Consider the following 18269-nt stretch of genomic DNA (forward strand, 5'->3'; position numbering starts at 1 on the left):
AATCCGCTAAGCGAGGGGGAGTTTCTTGGGTCCGCGGTGGGCCCGTCCTGGGTCTTCGGTGGGTCCGGGTGTGGGCCCGCATGGGCCCGGCGGTGGGCCCGGTGCTGGGTCCGCGCGTGGGTCCGGGGGCCCATGCGTCAACTCCCATTCCTTCCAGAGGTCTTGACAACTCAATTGGTCTGGACCAACTTGTTCCCTCAGCGGTGGCCACCGTTCCGTACACCTCCCGTACGACCTCCCCGGACGACGACGTACGACGACGTACGAACCTCCACATCCCCGACTCCCCCACCGGAGGCTCCCAGTGGACCGCACCACCACACGCTCCCGCGCTCGCCGGCGCCGAGGGATCGGCGGCGTCCTCGCGCTCGCCGTCGGATCCGGTCTCGTACTCGTCGGCGGGGCGGGCACCGCCCAGGCCGCGGACGTCAACGTGGCCAAGAACGCGGGCTTCGAGTCAGGGCTCACCAACTGGACCTGTTCCGCCGGCAGCGGCGCCGCGGTCTCCTCGCCCGTACGGACCGGCGCCGGCGCCCTGCGCGCCACCCCGGCCGGCCTCGACAACGCCAAGTGCACCCAGACCGTGGCCGTGAAGCCCAACTCCACCTACACGCTGAGCGCCTGGGTGCAGGGCGGCTACGCCTACCTCGGCGCGAGCGGCACCGGAACCACGGACGTGTCCACCTGGACGCCCGACAGCGGCTCATGGAAGCAGCTGACCACCACCTTCACCACCGGCGCGAGCACCACGTCCGTGCAGGTCTACACGCACGGCTGGTACGGCACCGCCGCCTACTCCGTGGACGACGTGAGCGTCTTCGGCCCGGACGGGGGCGGCGGCCAGGACCCCGACCCGGTCGTCCCGGCCACCCCGGCCGGCCTCGCCGCGGGCACGGTCACCTCCTCCTCCGTGGCCCTCAACTGGGGCGCGGTCTCCGGTGCCACCGGCTACAACGTCTACCGCAACGGCACCAAGGTCCTCTCCGTCGGCGGGGCCTCGGCGACCGTCACCGGACTCGCCGCCAACACCACCTACCAGTTCCAGGTCACCGCGACGAACTCCGCGGGCGAGTCCGCGAAGTCGGCCACCGTCTCCGCGAAGACCGGCACCGTCACCGACCCGGGCCCCGGCCCGGCCGTGCCCAAGCACGCGCTGACCGGCTACTGGCAGAACTTCAACAACGGCGCGACCGTCCAGAAGCTGCGCGACGTGCAGTCCCAGTACGACATCATCGCCGTCTCCTTCGCCGACTCGACCGCCACGCCGGGCCAGATCACCTTCAACCTCGACCCGGCCGTCGGCTACGCCTCGGCCGCCGACTTCAAGGCGGACGTCGCGGCCAAGAAGGCGGCCGGCAAGTCCGTGATCATCTCGATCGGCGGCGAGAAGGGGAACGTCACCATCAACAGTGACGCCTCCGCGACCGCCTTCGCCGACAGCGCCTACGCCCTCATGCAGGAGTACGGCTTCAACGGCGTCGACATCGACCTCGAGCACGGCATCAACTCCACCTACCTGACGAAGGCGCTGCGCCAGCTGTCGGCCAAGGCCGGCTCGTCCATGGTCCTGACGATGGCCCCGCAGACCATCGACATGCAGTCGACCGGCACCGAGTACTTCAAGACGGCGCTCGCCGTGAAGGACATCCTCACCGTCGTCAACATGCAGTACTACAACAGCGGTTCGATGCTCGGCTGCGACGGCAAGGTCTACAGCCAGGGCTCGGTGGACTTCCTCACCGCGCTCGCCTGCATCCAGCTCCAGGGCGGCCTCGACGCCTCCCAGGTCGGCCTCGGCGTCCCCGCCTCCACCCGCGGCGCGGGCAGCGGCTACGTCGACCCGACCATCGTGAAGAACGCCCTGGACTGCCTGGCCCGCGGCACCGGCTGCGGCACCTTCAAGCCGGCGCAGACCTGGCCGAACCTGCGCGGCGCGATGACCTGGTCGACGAACTGGGACGCGACGGCCGGCAACGCCTGGTCCAACGCGGTCGGCCCGCACGTGCACAACCTCCCGTAGGGACGACCACCCCCGGGCGACCGGGCCGGCCGGACGCCTGACGCCCGGCCCGGTCGCCGGACCCCCTCAGGGGGCGTCCCCCGCAGCGCCGCCGTTCCCCCGGCGGCGCTGCGCGCGTTTCCGGCCCCGCGTCAGCGGGACCCGTTCGGGCCGGACCCCGCCGGCCCCGGCATGCAGCGGTCGAGCACGCGCTCCAGCTGGGCGATCCACTCGGTCACCCGCGCCGCCCGGCCGTTGATCTCGCAGGTGTAGGAACTGCCGTCGTACAGGGCGACGTGCACGGCCAGCTGCCGACCCCGGTGGGCGGTCTCGTAGACCAGCGAGCCGATCTCGGCCCAGTCGAACTCGGCCTCCTCGCCGAACAGCTCGAAGACGACCCCGTCGGCGTCGGCGACCATCCCGCACTCCCCGTCGGAGGCGACCACGGCCGGCACCGGAAGCGGCGGCTCCGCGGGCATCGGCGGCGGGACCACGTCCCGTACGGGCGGCGCGGAGACGGGGGCCACGGGGGCGGGCAGCGCGGGGGCGGGCAGCGGCGGCACCGCGTCGCGCACGGACGGCTCCGCACCCGGCGGCACCGCGTCGCGCACGTCGCCGGGTGCCTCGCCGGCGCGGGCACGGGCGATCCGCGGGTCGGCGGTCACCGTGGGGGCCAGGGAGTCGGCCGGGGCCGTCGGTGTCGGTACGTCCGCCGCGACCGGCGGGACGGCCGGCGAAGCCGCCTCGCGTCCGGCCGGCGCTCCCCGCGGCACGTGCGGCCGGGCCGGCTGCGCGGCCAGCGCGTCCAGGATCGCGCCCGGCGTCGGCCGCCGGGCGGGGTCCTTCGCCAGACAGGCGCCCACCAGTTCCCGCAGCCCGGCCGGGACCGTCGCCAGGTCCGCCGACTCGTGCACGGAGCGGTACATGAGCCCCATCGGGGTGCCGTCGCCGAAGGCGCGCCCACCGGCCGCCGCCACCAGCACGGCGCCGAGCGCGAACACGTCGGCGGCGCCCGTGACCTCCTGGCCGAGGGCCTGTTCGGGCGCGAGGTAGCCGGGGGTGCCGAAGGCCGTACCGGTGGCCGTGAGCCGCGTCGACTCCAGGGCGCGGGCGATGCCGAAGTCGAGGACGCGGGGCCCGTCGGCGGCCATGACGATGTTGCCGGGCTTGAGGTCCCGGTGGACGAGACCGCAGGCGTGGATGGCCTCCAGCGCCTCCGCGAGCGCGGCGCCGAGCGCGCGCAGCCGGGGCTCGGGCAGCGGCCCCTCGGCGGCGAGCAGCCCGGAGAGCGTGGGGCCGGGGATGTAGGCGGTGGCGAGCCAGGGAGCCTCGGCGTCCGGGTCGGCGTCCACCACCTGGGCGGTGTGGAAGCCGCCGACCCTGCGGGCGGCCTCGACCTCGGCGCGGAAGCGCTCCCGGAAGGCCGGATCGGTGGCGAGTTCCGGCCGTGCGACCTTGACCGCGACCGCGCGTCCGCCGCGCGAGCGCGCCAAATACACGGTGCCCATGCCGCCTTCGCCTAGCTTGTGCTCGACCTCGTACGTGCCGATCAGCGTCCCCACGCGGACAGTATGGCCGAAGTCCGCTTCTTGACCGGTGCATGCCACGGCTTCACCATGTGGCCGGACACCCGCACCAGTTTCGTCGCACACCCCCACACTCCCCACCCAGGAGACAGCATGCGACTTCGCATTCGCGGAAGAAGGTCCGCCACCCTCGCGGCCTTGCTGGCGCTCGCCGTGGCGGCGCCGCTCTCCGTCAACGCGACACCCGCCGGGGCCGACCCGGCGCCGACCGCCGCCGCCGAGGAGGTGATCCGGCAGTACGAGATCGCCGGACCCTCCACCCCCGCCGCCCGCACCGCGCTGGCGGCCACCGGGGTCTCGGTGGACGAGGTCGACGCCCGCTCGGTCGTGGTCAGCGCCAACGCGGAGCAGCTGCGGCGGCTCAAGGCCCTCGGCTACACCCCGAAGGCGCTGCCGGGCCCGCCCGCCCGCACCCTCGACGGTCTCGTCGCCGGGCCCCTCGACTTCCCGTCCGCCGACGCCCGCTACCACAACTTCGCCGAGATGAACGCGGAGATCGACCAGCGCATCGCCCAGTACCCGGGCATCATGAGCAAGCGGGTCATCGGCCGGACCTACCAGGGCCGGGACATCATCGCCGTCAAGGTCAGCGACAACGTCGGCACGGACGAGGCCGAACCCGAGGTCCTCTTCACCCACCACCAGCACGCGCGCGAGCACCTCACCGTGGAGATGGCGCTCTACCTGCTGCGCGAGCTCGGCGCGGGCTACGGCTCCGACTCCCGGATCACCAACGCGGTCAACGGCCGCGAGATCTGGATCGTGCCTGACCTCAACCCGGACGGCGGCGAGTACGACATCGCGACCGGCTCCTACCGCAGCTGGCGCAAGAACCGGCAGCCCAACTCCGGATCCAGCTACGTGGGCACCGACATGAACCGCAACTGGGACTACAAGTGGGGCTGCTGCGGCGGCTCCTCGGGCTCCAAGAGCTCCGAGACCTACCGGGGCACGGCACCCGAGTCCGCGCCCGAGGTGAAGGTCGTCGCCGACTTCGTCCGCTCCCGGGTCGTGGGCGGCAAGCAGCAGATCAAGGCCGGCATCGACTTCCACACGTACAGCGAGCTGGTGCTCTGGCCGTTCGGCTGGACCAACGCGGACACCGCCCCGGGCATGACCCAGGACGACCGCAACGCCTTCGCCGCGGTGGGCCAGAAGATGGCCGCGAGCAACGGCTACACCGCCGAGCAGTCCAGTGACCTGTACATCACGGACGGCTCGATCGACGACTACCTGTGGGGTGCGCAGAAGATCTTCGCGTACACCTTCGAGATGTACCCGACCTCGTCCTGGAACGGCGGCTTCTACCCGCCCGACGAGGTGATCGAGCGCGAGACGAGCCGCAACCGGGACGCCGTGCTCCAGCTCCTGGAGAACGCCGACTGCATGTACCGCTCGATCGGCAAGCAGAGCCAGTACTGCACCGCCTGACCCCCAGGAGGCATGGACGCGCCGCGGACCGTACCGGTACGGTCCGCGGCGCGTCCATGCCCGCGGGCGGGTATCGATTCCGTGAAGGCCCTGTCCCGGTCGTGTCCGGGACGGGAAGGGCCATGGCCAGTGCGTCCGCGGCATGCCACTGTGGGTGACGGGACGGGTACCCACGGGGGAGGTACGGGATGACGGGGGCACGCCTTCAGCCGCTGAGCGGGGACGATCCGCGGCAGCTCGGCCGCTACCGGCTGCTCGGCCGGCTCGGATCGGGCGGCATGGGCCGGGTGTACCTCGGCCGCACCAGCGGCGGACGGCTGGTCGCCGTGAAGACCCTGCTCGCCGAGGGCGTCGTCGCCGAGACCGACCGCCGGCGCTTCGCGCGCGAGGTGGCGCTCGCCCAGCGGGTCGACAGCGTCTACACCGCGCGGGTCCTGGACGCGGACGCCGGCGCCGACCGGCCGTGGATGGCGATCGAGTACATCGCGGCGCCCGCGCTGTCCGAACTGGTCCGCGCCAAGGGCGTGCTGCAGGCGTCCGCCGTCCGGTGGGTGGCGGCGGGGACGGCCGAGGCGCTGGTCGCCCTGCACGGCATGGGCATCGTCCACCGCGACGTGAAGCCGCACAACATCCTGCTGCCGCTGGACGGGCCCCGGCTGATCGACTTCGGCATCTCGCACGCCAGCGACCTGACGCGGACCCAGCTCACCCTGGGCACGATCGCGTTCACCTCCCCCGAACAGGCCCGGGGCGAGGTGTCCACGGCCGCGGCCGACGTGTACTCGCTGGGTGCCACCCTCTTCCACCTGGCGGTGGGCCGGCCCCCGTACCCGGAGGACGGCGACACCCTGCGGCTGCTCTCCCGGGTCCAGCGCGGTGATCTGGACCTGGGCGGCCTGCCCAAGGAGCTGACCCCGCTGATCCGGCCGTGTCTGGCCGCGGATCCCGGCCGGCGGCCCGCGCCCGCCGACGTGCTGGCGCAGTTCACGGCGTCGACGGCCGGGCTGCCGCACTCGCCGAGCGGCACCCGGTGGCTGCCGCCGCGCTGGACCGAGCTGATCGGCGCGTACGAGAGCCAGGGCCGTCTGTTCCGGGAGGCGGAGGTCCGGGACGCCGAGGCCCCGACCGCGGACCAGCGGACCGGTCCCGTGCCGCCGCCTCCCCCGACCCGGGTGATCCCGGAGAACCGGCCGCCCGAGCCGCCGCCGGAGAGACCCCGGGCACCCCAGCCGCCTCCCGTGAGACCGCGGGCCGCCTCACCGCAGCCCGCCCCCCGGCAGGCCCCGCCGCCCCGGCCCGCGCCCCCGCCGCAGGCGCCGCCGCCCCGCACCCCGTCCACGGGCGGTGGCGGCGGCGGTACGGCCGGCTGGATCGGTGCGGCCGTCCTCCTGGTCGTCGCCTTCCTGCTCTACCAGAACACCCTCGACGACGGCGGATCGGGCAGTGGCGGTACGAGCGGCTCCCGCACCGGGGCGAGCTCCTCATACTCCCCTCCGACGACTCCCCCGACCCCCACACCCGACGCGCGGGACCAGGCCTTCCGCGCCGTCGACAGCGGCGACTGCCTCACCGCGTACGACGACGGCTACGGCTCCTGGTCGACGACCACCCCGCAGACCGTCGGCTGCTCCGCCGCCAACGCCCACCTGCGGGTGACCTCGGCGAGCCGGGGCATCGACTTCGCCGACTGCCCCTCGGGCAACGGGCGCAGCTACTGGTACCACTCCGGATCGCGCTACGACTTCGCCACGACGCTCTGCGTGGAGCGCCAGTACCGCAAGGGCGAGTGCTTCGTCGCCAAGCGCAGCGGACGGACCATCACGTCCTCGCGGACCATGAACCTCTGGAGCTGCGAGGCGGACGAGGTGCCCCGCGGCTACGACACGATCCTCCAGATCACCGGCTACTACCGGGCCGAGAAGTCCTATCCGGCGGGCTACTGCTCGCGCGGCAGCGGGGACCGGAACGTGTACTGGACGTACGAGGTCGACGGCGGGCGGAACGTGCTGTGCACGGCGGCGGTCTGAGACCGCCGGCACCGGGTCCGGGCCGGCGCGGCCCCGCCGCGTGCGCCGGCGCGGGGGAAGGCCGGGCCCGTCCGCGGGGACGGGCCCGGCCGGACCGCGGGCCGTCAGACGGCGAGGCTGAGCGCCGCCGCGACGGCGAAGCCGGCCAGCGAGAGCACCGATTCCAGGACCGTCCAGGACTTCAGGGTGTCGCGCTCCGAGATGCCGAAGTACTTCGACACGATCCAGAAGCCGCCGTCGTTGACGTGCGAGGCGAAGATCGAGCCGGCCGAGATCGCCATGATGACCAGGGCGAGGAATGCCTGGGAGTGGCCGGCGCCCTCGACCAGCGGGACGACGATGCCGGCCGTGGTGACGATGGCGACCGTGGCCGAGCCCTGGGCGACCCGCAGGACCAGGGAGATCAGGTAGGCGAGGACGATGACCGGCAGGCCGACGTCGCTGAAGGTGTCGGAGAGCGCCTGGGCCACTCCGCTGGCCTTGAGGATCGCGCCGAACACGCCGCCGGCGCCGACGACGAGCAGGATGTTGCCGACCGGCTTCAGCGACGAGGTGGACACCTGCTCCAGGGACTTGCGGGTCCAGCCGCGCCGGATGCCGAGGAGGTAGTAGGCGAGGAGCAGCGCGAGGGTCAGCGCGACGAACGGGCTACCGAAGAACTCGACGACGGAGCGGGGCGTCGAGGGGTCGAGCGCGATGGAGGAGAACGTCGCGGCCAGGATGAGGATCAGCGGGGTGCCGATGATGAGGAGCACGGTGGACAGGGCGACCGGTGCCTCGGGGGCGCCCTGCCGTTCGGACTCCACCTGCGCCCGGGCGTCCTCGGCGGCCTCCACCATGTCCTGCGGGACCTCGACGAAGAGGCGCTTGCCGATCCAGGCGGCGTAGCCCCAGGCCGCGAGGACGGCGGGGATGCCGACGGCGAGGCCCATGAGGATGACCCAGCCGAGGGAGACGTGGAACAGGCCGGCGGCGGCGACCGGGCCGGGGTGGGGCGGCAGGAACGCGTGGGTCATGGAGAGACCCGCGAGGAGCGGCATGCAGTAGAGCAGGATCGATTTTCCGGACCGCTTGGCGGCGGCGTAGACGATCGGCGCGAGGACGAAGATGCCGACGTCGAAGAAGACCGGGATGCCGAAGACGAGTCCGGTGAGGCCCATGGCGAGCGGGGCGCGCCTCTCGCCGAAGAGGGCGAGCAGACGGCTGCTCAGCACCTGGGCGCCGCCGGAGACTTCGAGGATCGCGCCGAGCATGGTGCCCAGCCCGATGATGATGGCGACGTGTCCGAGGATGCCGCCCATGCCGGTCTCGATGACGGAGGTCGCGGCCGACTTCTGGACGGTGCCGAAGAGTTCGGTGACGGACAGGCCGGCGGCGAGGCCGACGGTGATGGAGACGGCGAGCAGGGCGACGAACGGCTGCAGCCGGACCTTGATGATCAGCAGGAGCAGCAGGGCGATGCCGAGGGCGGCGACGGTCAGGAGTCCGGCGGTGCCGGGTATGAGGAGCAGCAGGCCACCGGTGTGGGGTGGCGGAGCGGTCGGGGGCATGGCAGGCGGACCTCGCGAAGGGTAGGGGGGAGCGCGGCACGGCGCTCCGGGGGTGGGCGCCGTGCCGTGAAGCGGCGGTCGGGGTGGTGACAGCGTGATCAGTCCGGCAGGTCAGTCGAGGACCGCGAGCGCGTCGATCTCGATGAGGAGGCCCTGGGGCAGGCCGACGTAGACGGTGGTGCGGGCCGAGGCGGGGGCCTTGAGGCCCTGCTCCTCGAAGTAGGCGTTGTAGATCTCGTTCATCTCGGCGAAGTGGTCGACGTCGGTGAGGTAGACGCGCATCATCATCACGTCGTCCCAGCTCGCGCCGCCTTCCTCGAGGATCGCCTTGACGTTGGCGAAGGTCTGGAGGGTCTGCTCGCGCAGGGTGGGGCCGGCCGGGGTGGGGGCCTGGCCCTCGACGGCGGGCAGGAAGCCGACCTGGCCGGCGACCTGGAGGATGTTGCCCTTCCTGACGCCGTGCGAGAACTTCGCGGGCGGGGCGGTGTGGGTGGCGGGGGTGATCGCGGTCTTCTCGCTCATGAGGTGCTTCCTTGTGAGGGGTGCGGCTGGCCGGAGTACTCCCGGCTGATGGCGTCGGCGGTGCGGCGCACCAGGGGGAGCAGGGTGAGGAGTTCCTCGGCCGTCACGACCACGTTGGGCGCCGAGACCGACATGGCGGCGACGACACGGCCGTCCGCGCCGCGGACGGGGGCGCCGATGCAGTTGATGGACTCCTCGTGGCCACCGAGGTCGGTGGCCCAGCCCTGTTCGCGTACGGTCGCCAGTTCCTTGAGGAAGGCGGCGGCGTTGGGGGTCGAACGGGGCGTGTACATGGGGTAGTCGAGCTTGGCGGCGAGGGCGCGGCGCTCGGGCTCGGGGAGGTCGGCGAGGAGGAGTTTGGCGACGGCGGCGACGGTGATGGCGACGGGCTTGCCGATGCGGGAGTACATCCGGACCGGGTAGCGGCTCTCGACCTTGTCGATGTAGAGGACCTCGCCGTCCTCGTGGACCGCGAGGTGGATGGTGTGGCCGATCTGCTCGCCGAGGGCGATGAGGTGGGGGTGGGCGATCTCGCGGATGTCGAGGTTCTCGACGGCCTCCTGGGCGAGGGCGAAGAGGCGGGCGCCGAGGCGGTAGCGCTGGTCCTGCTGGCGGTAGACGAGTCCGTGCTCGTGCAGGGTGCGCAGCAGGCGCAGGGCCGTGGACTTGTGGACCCCGAGCCGGTCGGCGACCTGTCCGAGGTCGGCGGGGCCCTGTGCGAGCAGCGGCAGGATGCTCAGCGCGCGGTCGACGGTCTGGCTCATGGCGTACGTACCTCCTGGTCCTCCCCCGTCCAGCCGGGGCCGAGGTGCAGTCTCCCCCAGGCGTCGTCGTCGAGGGCGACGAGGCGGTCGGCGTGTGCGCGGCGGGGCGGGGCGGCGAGGTCGCCGGGTGCGGTGAGGGCGGCGGCGGCCATGAGGTGGCCGTGCCGGGCGCGTTCCCGGGCGCCGAGTCCGCGGAGGGTCGCCGACAGGAATCCGGCGGCGAAGGCGTCGCCGGCGCCGACGGGGGCGACGATGTCGACGGTGGGGGCGGGAGCGGCGGTGACCGTGTCGCGGCCGACCGGGGCGGGGGCGTCGTGCGGGGCGGGGGCGGTCCGCGCCGGGCCGCCTCGTTCGAGGACGACCGCGCCACCGCCGCCGCGCTTGACCACCAGCACGGCCGGCTCCGGCAGGGCCGCCCGGACGGCGGCCGGGCCGCTCAGGCCCCAGGCGTCCTCCGCCTCGTCCTCGCCGACGAAGACGAGGTCCGCGCGGCGCGCGAGTTCCAGGAGGACTCCGGCGCCGTTCCCGTCGCGCCAGAGTCCGGGACGGTGGTTGACGTCGAACGACACGAGCGGCCGGTTCGCGCGGGGCGCGGTGAGGGTGCGCATCAGGGCGAGGCAGTCCGCGGAGAGGGCGGCGGTGATGCCGGAGAGGTGCAGGATCCGGCCGTCGGCGACGGAGTCGTAGGGCACGTTCGCCGGTGACATCGCCGAGGCCGCGGAGCCCGCCCGGTAGTAGACGACCTCGTGGGCGTCGGTGGCGCGGTCCGTCGCGGTGCGGAAGTAGACGCCGGTCGGCCGCGCGGGGTCCCGGCCGACCCCGGAGACGTCGACGCCGTAGCCGGCGATGGCGTCGACGAGGTGGTCGCCGAAGCCGTCGCGGCCGACCCGGCCGACCCATTTCGTGCGGTGTCCGGCGGCGGCGAGGGCGCAGGCCACGTTGGACTCGGCGCCGCCGATGGTGCGGGTGAAGGACGGGACGTCGGCGAGGCTGCCCGGCCGGGAGGGCAGGAAGGTGACCATGGACTCGCCGAGGCAGACGACGTCAACGGGAGCGTCCTCGGGCGGGGTTCCGGTCACGCTCGCGCTCCTCGTGGGTCGTGCGGGTCCATTGACCCGCCGTCGGCCCGGATGTTAGACAGCATCAAGCGATATACGCAATGACTGTTGCGCATGATGCAACACGCAAGCCCAACGCCACTGATGGAGGAGGCCCCGTGCCCGCCGACCAGACCGCCGACCCGGCCGCCGACGACGCAGGCCGGGAGGCCGCGGCAGACGTCGCCGGAGCGCCGGCCGCCGATCCGGCCCTCGCCCGGGCCGTCGCCCGGGCCGTCCGCGCCGCCGAGACGCTCGCCGACGAGCGCGTCGACCACCGCTTCAAGGCCCTGCCGCCGGACGCCGAGGGTCTGACCGTCCGTGAGCTGGCCGCGCAGCGCCGCAACCTCTTCAGCGGCGGCTTCACCACGCCCGTCCTCGCCCTGTCGGCCGAGTCCCTGGAGCACAACCTCCGCCTCCTGGAGACCTACGCCGAGCGCCACGGACTCGCGTTCGCCCCGCACGGCAAGACCTCGATGGCCCCCCAGCTCTTCGCCCGCCAGCTGGTCCACGGCGCCTGGGGCATCACCGCCGCCGTCCCCCACCAGGCCCGCGTCTGCCGGGCGCACGGCATCGCCCGGATCTTCCTCGCCAACGAACTCGTCGACGCCGCCGCGCTGCGCTGGCTCGCCGCCGAACTCGACGCCGACCCGGACTTCCGCTTCCTCTGCTACGTCGACTCCGTACGCGGGGTCGAGCTCATGGACGCGGCGCTCACCGAGGCCGGGGCCCGCCGCCCCGTCGACGTCGTCGTCGAGCTCGGCGCCGGGGACGGAGCCCGGACCGGGGCCCGTACGGAGGCCGACTGCACCGCCGTCGCCGACGCGGTCGCCGCCACCCGCACCCTGCGCCTGGCGGGCGTCGCCGGCTACGAGGGCGAGGTCCCCGACGCCACCGCCGCCCGCGTCCGCGCCTGGCTGGACCGGCTCGTCGCGCTCGCCGCCGCCTTCGACAAGGCCGGCCGCTTCGCCCCCGAGCTCGGCGAGATCGTGATCAGCGCGGGCGGCAGCGCCTGGTTCGACACCGTCGCCGACGCCTTCGCCGGGATCCCCGCCCTCTCGCTCCCCGTCCTCAGGCTGCTGCGCTCGGGCGCGTACGTCTCGCACGACGACGGCCACTACCGCCACCTCACCCCCTTCAACCGGATCCCCGAGGAGGGGGCGCTCCAGCCCGCCTTCCGGCTCTGGGCCCAGGTCGTGTCCCGGCCCACGCCCGAGCAGGCCTTCACCAACGCGGGCAAGCGGGACGCGGCCTACGACCTGGACCTGCCCGAGGCCCAGGTGGTCCGCTCCGGACGGGACGGATCCCGGCGCCCCGCCACCGGTATCACCGTCACCGGGCTGTCGGACCAGCACGGCTGGTTGCGGACCGGACCGGAGGCCGAGCTGGAGGTCGGCGACTGGCTCGGCATGGGCCTGTCCCACCCGTGCACGTCGTTCGACAAGTGGCAGCTGATCCCGCTGGTCGAGGCGGACGGCACCGTCGTCGACTACATCCGCACCTTCTTCTAGGACCCAGGAGCCCGTCATGGATCTCGTCTTCCGCGACGCGGAGGTCGTCGACGGCAGCGGAGGCCCGTCCTACCGCGCCGACGTCGCCGTCGAGGGCGGCCGGATCGCCGCGATCGTCAAGGAGGGCGCGGCGGCCGGCTGCCAGCGCCCCACCGCCCGGCGGGTGGTGGACGCCGAGGGCCTCGCCCTGTCACCGGGGTTCATCGACATGCACGCCCACAGCGACCTCGCGCTGCTGCGCGACCCCGACCACAGCGCCAAGGTCGCGCAGGGCGTGACGCTCGAGGTGCTGGGCCAGGACGGCCTGTCGTACGCGCCGGTGGACGACCGGACGCTCGACGAGGTCCGCCGGACGATCGCGGGCTGGAACGGCGACGGCTCCGACGTCGACTTCGACTGGCGCACGGTCGGCGAGTACCTGGACCGGCTCGACCGCTCCCACGGCGGACAGGGCATCGCGGTGAACGCCGCCTACCTCGTCCCGCAGGGCACGGTCCGGATGCACGTGGTCGGCTGGGAGGACCGCCCGGCCACCGACGCCGAACTGGACCGGATGCGGCGGCTCGTCGCGGAGGGCCTGGAGCAGGGCGCCGTCGGCATGTCGTCCGGCCTCACCTACACCCCGGGCATGTACGCGGCGGACTCCGAACTGACCGAACTGTGCCGGGTGGTGGCCCGGTACGACGGCTACTACTGCCCGCACCACCGCTCGTACGGGGCCGGGGCGCTCCGGGCGTACGAGGAGATGGTCGCCCTCACCCGCGACGCCGGCTGCGCGCTCCACCTGGCCCACGCCACGATGAACTTCGGCGTGAACAAGGGGAAGGCGCCCGACCTGCTGGCGCTCCTCGACGAGGCGCTGGACGGCGGAGCGGACATCAGCCTCGACACCTACCCGTACACCCCCGGCTGCACCACACTCGCCGCGATGCTGCCGAGCTGGGCGAACGAGGGCGGCCCGGCGGCGGTGCTGGCGCGGCTGCGGGACGACGGGACGGCGGAGCGGATCCGCCACCACCTGGAGGAGACAGGCTCCGACGGCTGCCACGGCGTGCCGATCGAGTGGGACACGATCGAGATCTCCGGCGTGGGCGATCCCGGCTTCGCGTCGTTCGTGGGCAGGACGGTCCGGGAGTCGGCGGACGCCCTGGGCGAGGCCCCGTGGACGACGGCCCGCCGGCTGCTGCTCGGCGACCGGCTGGCCACGTCGATCCTCCAGCACGTCGGCCACGAGGAGAACGTCCGCGCGATCATGCGGCACCGGGTGCACACGGGCGGCTCCGACGGCATCCTCCAGGGTTCCAAGCCGCACCCGCGGGCGTACGGCACCTTCCCGCAGTACCTGGGCCGGTACGTGCGCGAGCTGGGCGTGCTGTCGCTGGAGGAGTGCGTGGCCCATCTGACCTCGCGCCCGGCGGCCCGGCTGCGGCTGCCGGACCGGGGTCTGGTCCGCGAGGGCCACCGCGCGGACCTGGTGCTCTTCGACCCGTCGACGGTCGCGGCGGGCTCGACCTACGCGGACCCGCGGACGCTCCCGGTGGGGATTCCGCACGTGCTCGTCGACGGCAGGTTCGTCGTCGAGGACGGCCGGCGCACCGACGTGCTCGCCGGGCGCGCGATACGGCGCACGCCGACGGCCTGATCGTCGGAAGACGGCGTTCCGCCGGCCCGTCCGCGGCGGCGGTCCTGGCCGGACGCGGCGCGGCCCCGGCCGGGTCCCGTCCGGGCGGACGGGACCTACGCGGTCCGCCGCTCCGGGACCCCGGTCGGGACGGGCGTCGCCGGTTCCGGCCCGGGGGCCGCGGGCCAGGGCTCGCGCCGCATCCACAGCAGGCCGAGGGTCAGCACGGCACCCGCGAGGACGAAACCGTAGGCGGGCGTGTGCCCCGAGGGCTGGGTCTCGTACGTCAGGGCCGCCGACAGCACGGCGAGGAACTGTCCCAGGCGGCTGTGCCAGGCGACGGCGGCCACGACGGCCGTGCCCCACAGCAGGTACCAGGGCTGCACCATCGGGGAGAGCGCGACCAGGGCGAGCAGCGAGATCCCGAGCCCGCGGACCGGGTCGGTCCGCCCCTGCCAGGCCCGGCGGGCCAGGACGGCGATGACGGCCAGGGCGGCGGCCAGACCCAGCTTCTGCACCGCGCCCTTGACCGGTTCCGGGTCGTCCGCGACGAGCAGGCCGAGACCGAGACCCAGGTCGCTGGTCACCGAGAGCGCGGTGTGGATGGTCCCGGCGACGCTCTGGGTGCGCAGCCAGCCGAACCCGGTGCCGGCCGCGAGCGTCGCCGCGGCGGCCACCCCGGCCGCCGTCAGGCCCGGCAGGACGAGGCCCTTGAACAGCCCGCGCGCGCCGTGGCCGCGGGCCGTCGTCGCGCCGACGAAGAGCAGGGCCACCGCGGCCGGCGATTTGATCATCATGGCGAGTCCGACGAGCACGCTGCCGAGCACCCAGCGGCCCCGCGTCGCGAGGACGACGCCGCCGAGCATCAGGCCGATCATGAGGCCGTCGTTGTGGAGGCCGCCCACGACATGGATCAGGAGCAGCGGGTTGAGCACGGCCAGCCACAGGGCCCCGGAACCGTGGTCGCCGGCGCTCTCGTCGGCGCGTTCCGCGGGGCGGCCGTCGGCGGCGGCGCGCCCGGCCGCCGTCACGGCCCAGGCGATCAGCGCCACCGCGCCGAGCGCGAGCAGCCGCATGCCGAGGACCGCGGGGACGACGGCTCCGCCCGTCAGCCGCACCACGGCCTGGGCGAGGACCAGGAAGACCGGGCCGTACGGGGCCGGTGTGTCGGTCCAGTGGCCGCCGACGCTCGCCGCCGCGTCCGCGCCGAGGTCACCGGGTCCGAGGACGGAGGGGCCGGCGCCGTAGACGTCGTGGCCTTCGAGGACCATCGCGCCCTGGGCGATGTAGCTGTACACGTCGGCGCTGTGGAGCGGTGGTGCGAGGAGGAGCGGTGCGGTCCAGGCGCCCAGGGTGCCCAGGGTCCGCCGGGTGCCGGGCACCTCGCCCGCGGCGAGGAGGCGGCCGTACCGCCACCAGGCGGCGAGCAGCAGCGTCAGGCCGAGGTACGCGAGGACGGCGCCGGCCACGGTGGGCAGGGATCCGCGCGGTTCCCACAGTCCCGCCCCGCCGCGTGCGGGCAGGGTCCCGGCCGTCCATCCTCCGACGGCTACGGCGAGCGACCCGACGGCTCCGAGCCATCGGGTTCCGGTCGCGCTGAAAGCCCACATGACGGGTCAACCTATCCTGGCGGCCGCCTCCGGGCCGGAGCCGAGGGGCCGCGGGACGGCTCCCGGTCCGGCGTGGTGCCGGTCGCGGCCGGCGGGGCGCGACAGGTCGGGACGCGTGTCCCGGTCCGGCCGGGTGCGGGGCGCGGGAGCCGCTACCTCGGCCGCTTCGTGGCGCCCGGCGCCGCGCCCGACTTGCCGGGCCGCCCGTCGGAGTCGGCCGTCGCCGTGGCCGTCGTGGATCCGCCCGTGGCCCCGGACCCGGCCGGGGCGGAGGCCGTCGCGCTCGGCGTGGTGGCAGCCGGCGCCGAGGAGCTCGGCGTGCCCGGCGTCCCGGGGGTGCCCGTGCCCGCCTCGTCCGCGGAGCCGGAGTCCGAGCCGTCGTCGCCGGCACCCGAGACGTCCGGCTGGATCAGCGCCGGCGCTCCGCCGCGGTCCCCGTCCGGGATCGCCGTGCCGTCGGCGGGCGCGGAGCGGAAGGCGCCCGAGACGAAGGCGCCGAGGAGGCCGAGGCCCACGACGGCCCCGCCGCCGAGCACCCACGGCAGGCCCGGCCCCCGTCGCGTGGAGGCGTGCCGGCCCCGGGGTCTTCGCGCGCCGTCGACGCCGTTGTCCTGACTCATGAGGGCGGATTCTAGGGAGAGGGGAGCCCGCGGTGCGAGCCGCGTCACATTCCGGACAAAGGGCCGACGCCCGCCCGCACCGCCCGACGTGTCCCAAAACACGAGGCGCCCCGCCCCACCCGGCCGTAAGCTCTCGACATGCAGGTGATCCAGTCCACGAAGCTCGCCAACGTCTGTTACGAGATCCGGGGCCCGGTGCTCGAAGAGGCGATGCGGCTGGAGGCTGCCGGTCATCGCATCCTCAAGCTGAACACGGGCAATCCCGCGGCCTTCGGTTTCGAGTGCCCGCCCGCGATCCTCGAGGACGTCCTGCGCAACCTCGCCGACGCCCACGGCTACGGGGACGCGAAGGGCCTGCTCGCGGCCCGGCGCGCCGTGATGAGCCACTACGAGACCAAGGGCATCCCGCTCTCCGTCGAGGACATCTACCTCGGCAACGGCGTCTCCGAGCTGATCCAGATGTCGATGCAGGCGCTGCTCGACGACGGTGACGAGGTGCTCGTCCCGGCGCCGGACTACCCGCTGTGGACCGCCTCCGTCTCGCTCGCCGGCGGCACGGCCGTGCACTACCGCTGCGACGAGCAGGCGGACTGGATGCCGGACCTGGCCGACATCGAGCGGAAGATCACCGACCGCACCAAGGCGATCGTGATCATCAACCCGAACAACCCCACGGGCGCCGTCTACGACGACGAGATGCTGCGGTCGCTGACCGAGATCGCCAGGCGCCACAACCTGGTGGTCTGCTCCGACGAGATCTACGACAAGATCCTCTACGACGGCACGACGCACACCCCGACCGCCGCCATCGCCCCGGACCTGCTCGTCCTCACCTTCAACGGCATGAGCAAGAACTACCGGGTGGCCGGCTTCCGGTCCGGCTGGCTCGCGGTCTGCGGCCCCAAGGCCCACGCGTCCTCGTACATCGAGGGGCTGACGATCCTCGCCAACATGCGGCTGTGCGCCAACATGCCGGCGCAGCACGCGGTGGCGGCGGCCCTGCAGGGCCGGCAGTCCATCGAGGACCTGGTCCTGCCCGGCGGGCGGCTGCTGGAGCAGCGGGACACGGCGTACGAGCTGCTGACGCGGATTCCGGGCGTGACCTGCGTGAAGCCGAAGGGCGCGCTGTACCTCTTCCCGCGTCTGGACCCGAGCGTCTACAAGATCAAGGACGACCGCCAGATGGTGCTCGACCTGCTGCGGGCCGAGAAGATCATGGTGGTCCACGGGACCGGCTTCAACTGGCCCGAGCCGGACCACTTCCGGATCGTCACGCTGCCCAGCGCCCCGGACCTGGCGGACGCGGTGACCCGGATCGGGAGCTTCCTCGACGGTTACGGGCAGCCGTGACCGCCCACCATTCGGACCCGGCTCAACTTTAGACTGAATCCAAGCTAGGATGGCTCCAGAGCTACTCAGGAGGCCGTCCCATGTACGAACCGATCCGCACCAAGTCGGTCCACCGGATGGCCGACGACGCCCCCGACGCGTACCCGCACCGCTCCCGCGAGGAGGAGCTGGACATCCAGCTCGCCGGACACCTGGCCGCCCTGCTCGCCGTCACGGACGAGCTGGGGGACGCCGAGGCCGGCGACCTCGTCGCCGCGCAGGTGGCCCGGCTGCGCGGGGCGCCGCCGGCCCGCCACGCGGGCCTGACCGGCTCCTCCACCGCGGCCCTGCACCGCCGCGCGCACGCGCTGGCGGGCCGCGCCCTGGTCGTCGCCGCCTCCCGGGCGGACACGGCCGCCGCGATCCTCGCCGCCGAGCGCATGGACGCGCACACCGCGGCGCTGGCCTCCACCCCGCTGGTCGGCGCCCCCTGACGGCCCCGGTCCGCGCGCCCCGGAGGCCCGCGGACCGGGCGCCACCCACCCCGCCGGCGGTGCCGTCCCGGAAAGGTCACCGGCCCCCGAAGCCGTGAGGGGGCTTCG

Annotated in this window: 14 protein-coding genes; 7 read left to right on the forward strand and 7 right to left on the reverse strand. The window is 73.8% G+C overall.

Annotated elements, in window-relative coordinates:
• The first annotated feature begins 304 nt into the window (after positions 1 to 304).
• A complete protein-coding gene (locus tag ACE1OA_RS12935; RefSeq protein WP_356606717.1) occupies positions 305 to 2020 on the forward strand; it encodes a chitinase in 1716 nt (571 codons plus the stop codon).
• A 131-nt stretch (positions 2021 to 2151) separates the two neighbouring features.
• Here the strand turns inward: ACE1OA_RS12935 and ACE1OA_RS12940 are convergent, their stop codons facing one another.
• Positions 2152 to 3561, reverse strand: a complete 1410-nt coding sequence (locus ACE1OA_RS12940) for a protein kinase domain-containing protein (RefSeq protein ID WP_432752805.1) — start codon at positions 3559 to 3561, stop codon at positions 2152 to 2154.
• 117 nt (positions 3562 to 3678) lie between these two features.
• Here ACE1OA_RS12940 and ACE1OA_RS12945 point away from each other — a divergent pair, with 117 nt between their 5' ends.
• Both ACE1OA_RS12945 and ACE1OA_RS12950 read left to right on the forward strand, forming a co-directional pair.
• Entirely contained in the window at positions 3679 to 5016 is a 1338-nt protein-coding gene (locus ACE1OA_RS12945) for a M14 family metallopeptidase (RefSeq protein WP_384870752.1), read from the forward strand.
• Positions 5017 to 5204: 188 nt separating this feature from the next.
• Positions 5205 to 7043: a serine/threonine-protein kinase gene (locus ACE1OA_RS12950; protein WP_432752806.1), complete on the forward strand. Its 1839-nt coding sequence runs from the start codon at positions 5205 to 5207 to the stop codon at positions 7041 to 7043.
• Positions 7044 to 7147: 104 nt separating this feature from the next.
• On the opposite strand, the gene ACE1OA_RS12955 is transcribed toward ACE1OA_RS12950, so the two are convergent.
• From ACE1OA_RS12955 to ACE1OA_RS12970, 4 genes are all read right to left on the reverse strand, one after another.
• Positions 7148 to 8593 (reverse strand): GntP family permease, encoded by a 1446-nt coding sequence (locus ACE1OA_RS12955; RefSeq protein ID WP_432752807.1) that lies wholly within the window; start codon positions 8591 to 8593, stop codon positions 7148 to 7150.
• A 111-nt stretch (positions 8594 to 8704) separates the two neighbouring features.
• Entirely contained in the window at positions 8705 to 9115 is a 411-nt protein-coding gene (locus tag ACE1OA_RS12960) for a RidA family protein (RefSeq protein WP_356599206.1), read from the reverse strand.
• Positions 9112 to 9879, reverse strand: a complete 768-nt coding sequence (locus tag ACE1OA_RS12965; protein ID WP_432752808.1) for an IclR family transcriptional regulator — start codon at positions 9877 to 9879, stop codon at positions 9112 to 9114. Before ACE1OA_RS12965 ends, ACE1OA_RS12960 begins: the two co-directional genes overlap by 4 nt.
• Entirely contained in the window at positions 9876 to 10958 is a 1083-nt protein-coding gene (locus tag ACE1OA_RS12970; RefSeq protein ID WP_432752809.1) for a sugar kinase, read from the reverse strand. Before ACE1OA_RS12970 ends, ACE1OA_RS12965 begins: the two co-directional genes overlap by 4 nt.
• 308 nt (positions 10959 to 11266) lie before the next feature.
• Here ACE1OA_RS12970 and ACE1OA_RS12975 point away from each other — a divergent pair, with 308 nt between their 5' ends.
• Positions 11267 to 12487, forward strand: a complete 1221-nt coding sequence (locus tag ACE1OA_RS12975; protein WP_432754060.1) for an alanine racemase — start codon at positions 11267 to 11269, stop codon at positions 12485 to 12487.
• 16 nt (positions 12488 to 12503) lie between these two features.
• The gene (locus ACE1OA_RS12980) at positions 12504 to 14129 is read left to right on the forward strand and encodes an N-acyl-D-amino-acid deacylase family protein (protein WP_384875521.1); all 1626 of its coding nucleotides are present in this window, start codon (positions 12504 to 12506) and stop codon (positions 14127 to 14129) included.
• A gap of 95 nt (positions 14130 to 14224) precedes the next feature.
• Here the strand turns inward: ACE1OA_RS12980 and mptB are convergent, their stop codons facing one another.
• Together mptB and ACE1OA_RS12990 are read right to left on the reverse strand one after the other, a co-directional pair.
• A complete protein-coding gene (gene mptB / locus ACE1OA_RS12985) occupies positions 14225 to 15718 on the reverse strand; it encodes a polyprenol phosphomannose-dependent alpha 1,6 mannosyltransferase MptB (protein ID WP_432752810.1) in 1494 nt (497 codons plus the stop codon).
• Positions 15719 to 15870: 152 nt separating this feature from the next.
• Positions 15871 to 16338 (reverse strand): hypothetical protein, encoded by a 468-nt coding sequence (locus tag ACE1OA_RS12990; protein WP_432752811.1) that lies wholly within the window; start codon positions 16336 to 16338, stop codon positions 15871 to 15873.
• 138 nt (positions 16339 to 16476) lie between these two features.
• Here ACE1OA_RS12990 and ACE1OA_RS12995 point away from each other — a divergent pair, with 138 nt between their 5' ends.
• Positions 16477 to 17688 carry a pyridoxal phosphate-dependent aminotransferase gene (locus ACE1OA_RS12995; RefSeq protein ID WP_356599218.1) on the forward strand — a complete coding sequence of 404 codons (1212 nt, stop codon included), beginning with the start codon at positions 16477 to 16479 and terminating at the stop codon, positions 17686 to 17688.
• Between the two features lie 80 nt (positions 17689 to 17768).
• Entirely contained in the window at positions 17769 to 18161 is a 393-nt protein-coding gene (locus ACE1OA_RS13000) for a hypothetical protein (RefSeq protein WP_356778046.1), read from the forward strand.
• Positions 18162 to 18269: the final 108 nt, after the last annotated feature.

It is taken from the genome of Streptomyces sp. JL2001 (genome assembly GCF_050917515.1).
Taxonomy (GTDB): Bacteria; Actinomycetota; Actinomycetes; order Streptomycetales; family Streptomycetaceae; genus Streptomyces.

Bases quoted from the DNA above. Each gene is read 5' to 3' on its own strand.
- ACE1OA_RS12965 (WP_432752808.1), bottom strand. From the start codon at position 9,879: ATGAGCCAGACCGTCGACCGCGCGCTGAGCATCCTGCCGCTGCTCGCA.
- ACE1OA_RS12950 (WP_432752806.1), top strand. From the start codon at position 5,205: ATGACGGGGGCACGCCTTCAGCCGCTGAGCGGGGACGATCCGCGGCAG.
- ACE1OA_RS12960 (WP_356599206.1), bottom strand. From the start codon at position 9,115: ATGAGCGAGAAGACCGCGATCACCCCCGCCACCCACACCGCCCCGCCC.
- ACE1OA_RS12995 (WP_356599218.1), top strand. From the start codon at position 16,477: ATGCAGGTGATCCAGTCCACGAAGCTCGCCAACGTCTGTTACGAGATC.
- ACE1OA_RS13000 (WP_356778046.1), top strand. From the start codon at position 17,769: ATGTACGAACCGATCCGCACCAAGTCGGTCCACCGGATGGCCGACGAC.
- ACE1OA_RS12955 (WP_432752807.1), bottom strand. From the start codon at position 8,593: ATGCCCCCGACCGCTCCGCCACCCCACACCGGTGGCCTGCTGCTCCTC.
- ACE1OA_RS12990 (WP_432752811.1), bottom strand. From the start codon at position 16,338: ATGAGTCAGGACAACGGCGTCGACGGCGCGCGAAGACCCCGGGGCCGG.
- ACE1OA_RS12945 (WP_384870752.1), top strand. From the start codon at position 3,679: ATGCGACTTCGCATTCGCGGAAGAAGGTCCGCCACCCTCGCGGCCTTG.
- ACE1OA_RS12980 (WP_384875521.1), top strand. From the start codon at position 12,504: ATGGATCTCGTCTTCCGCGACGCGGAGGTCGTCGACGGCAGCGGAGGC.
- mptB (WP_432752810.1), bottom strand. From the start codon at position 15,718: ATGTGGGCTTTCAGCGCGACCGGAACCCGATGGCTCGGAGCCGTCGGG.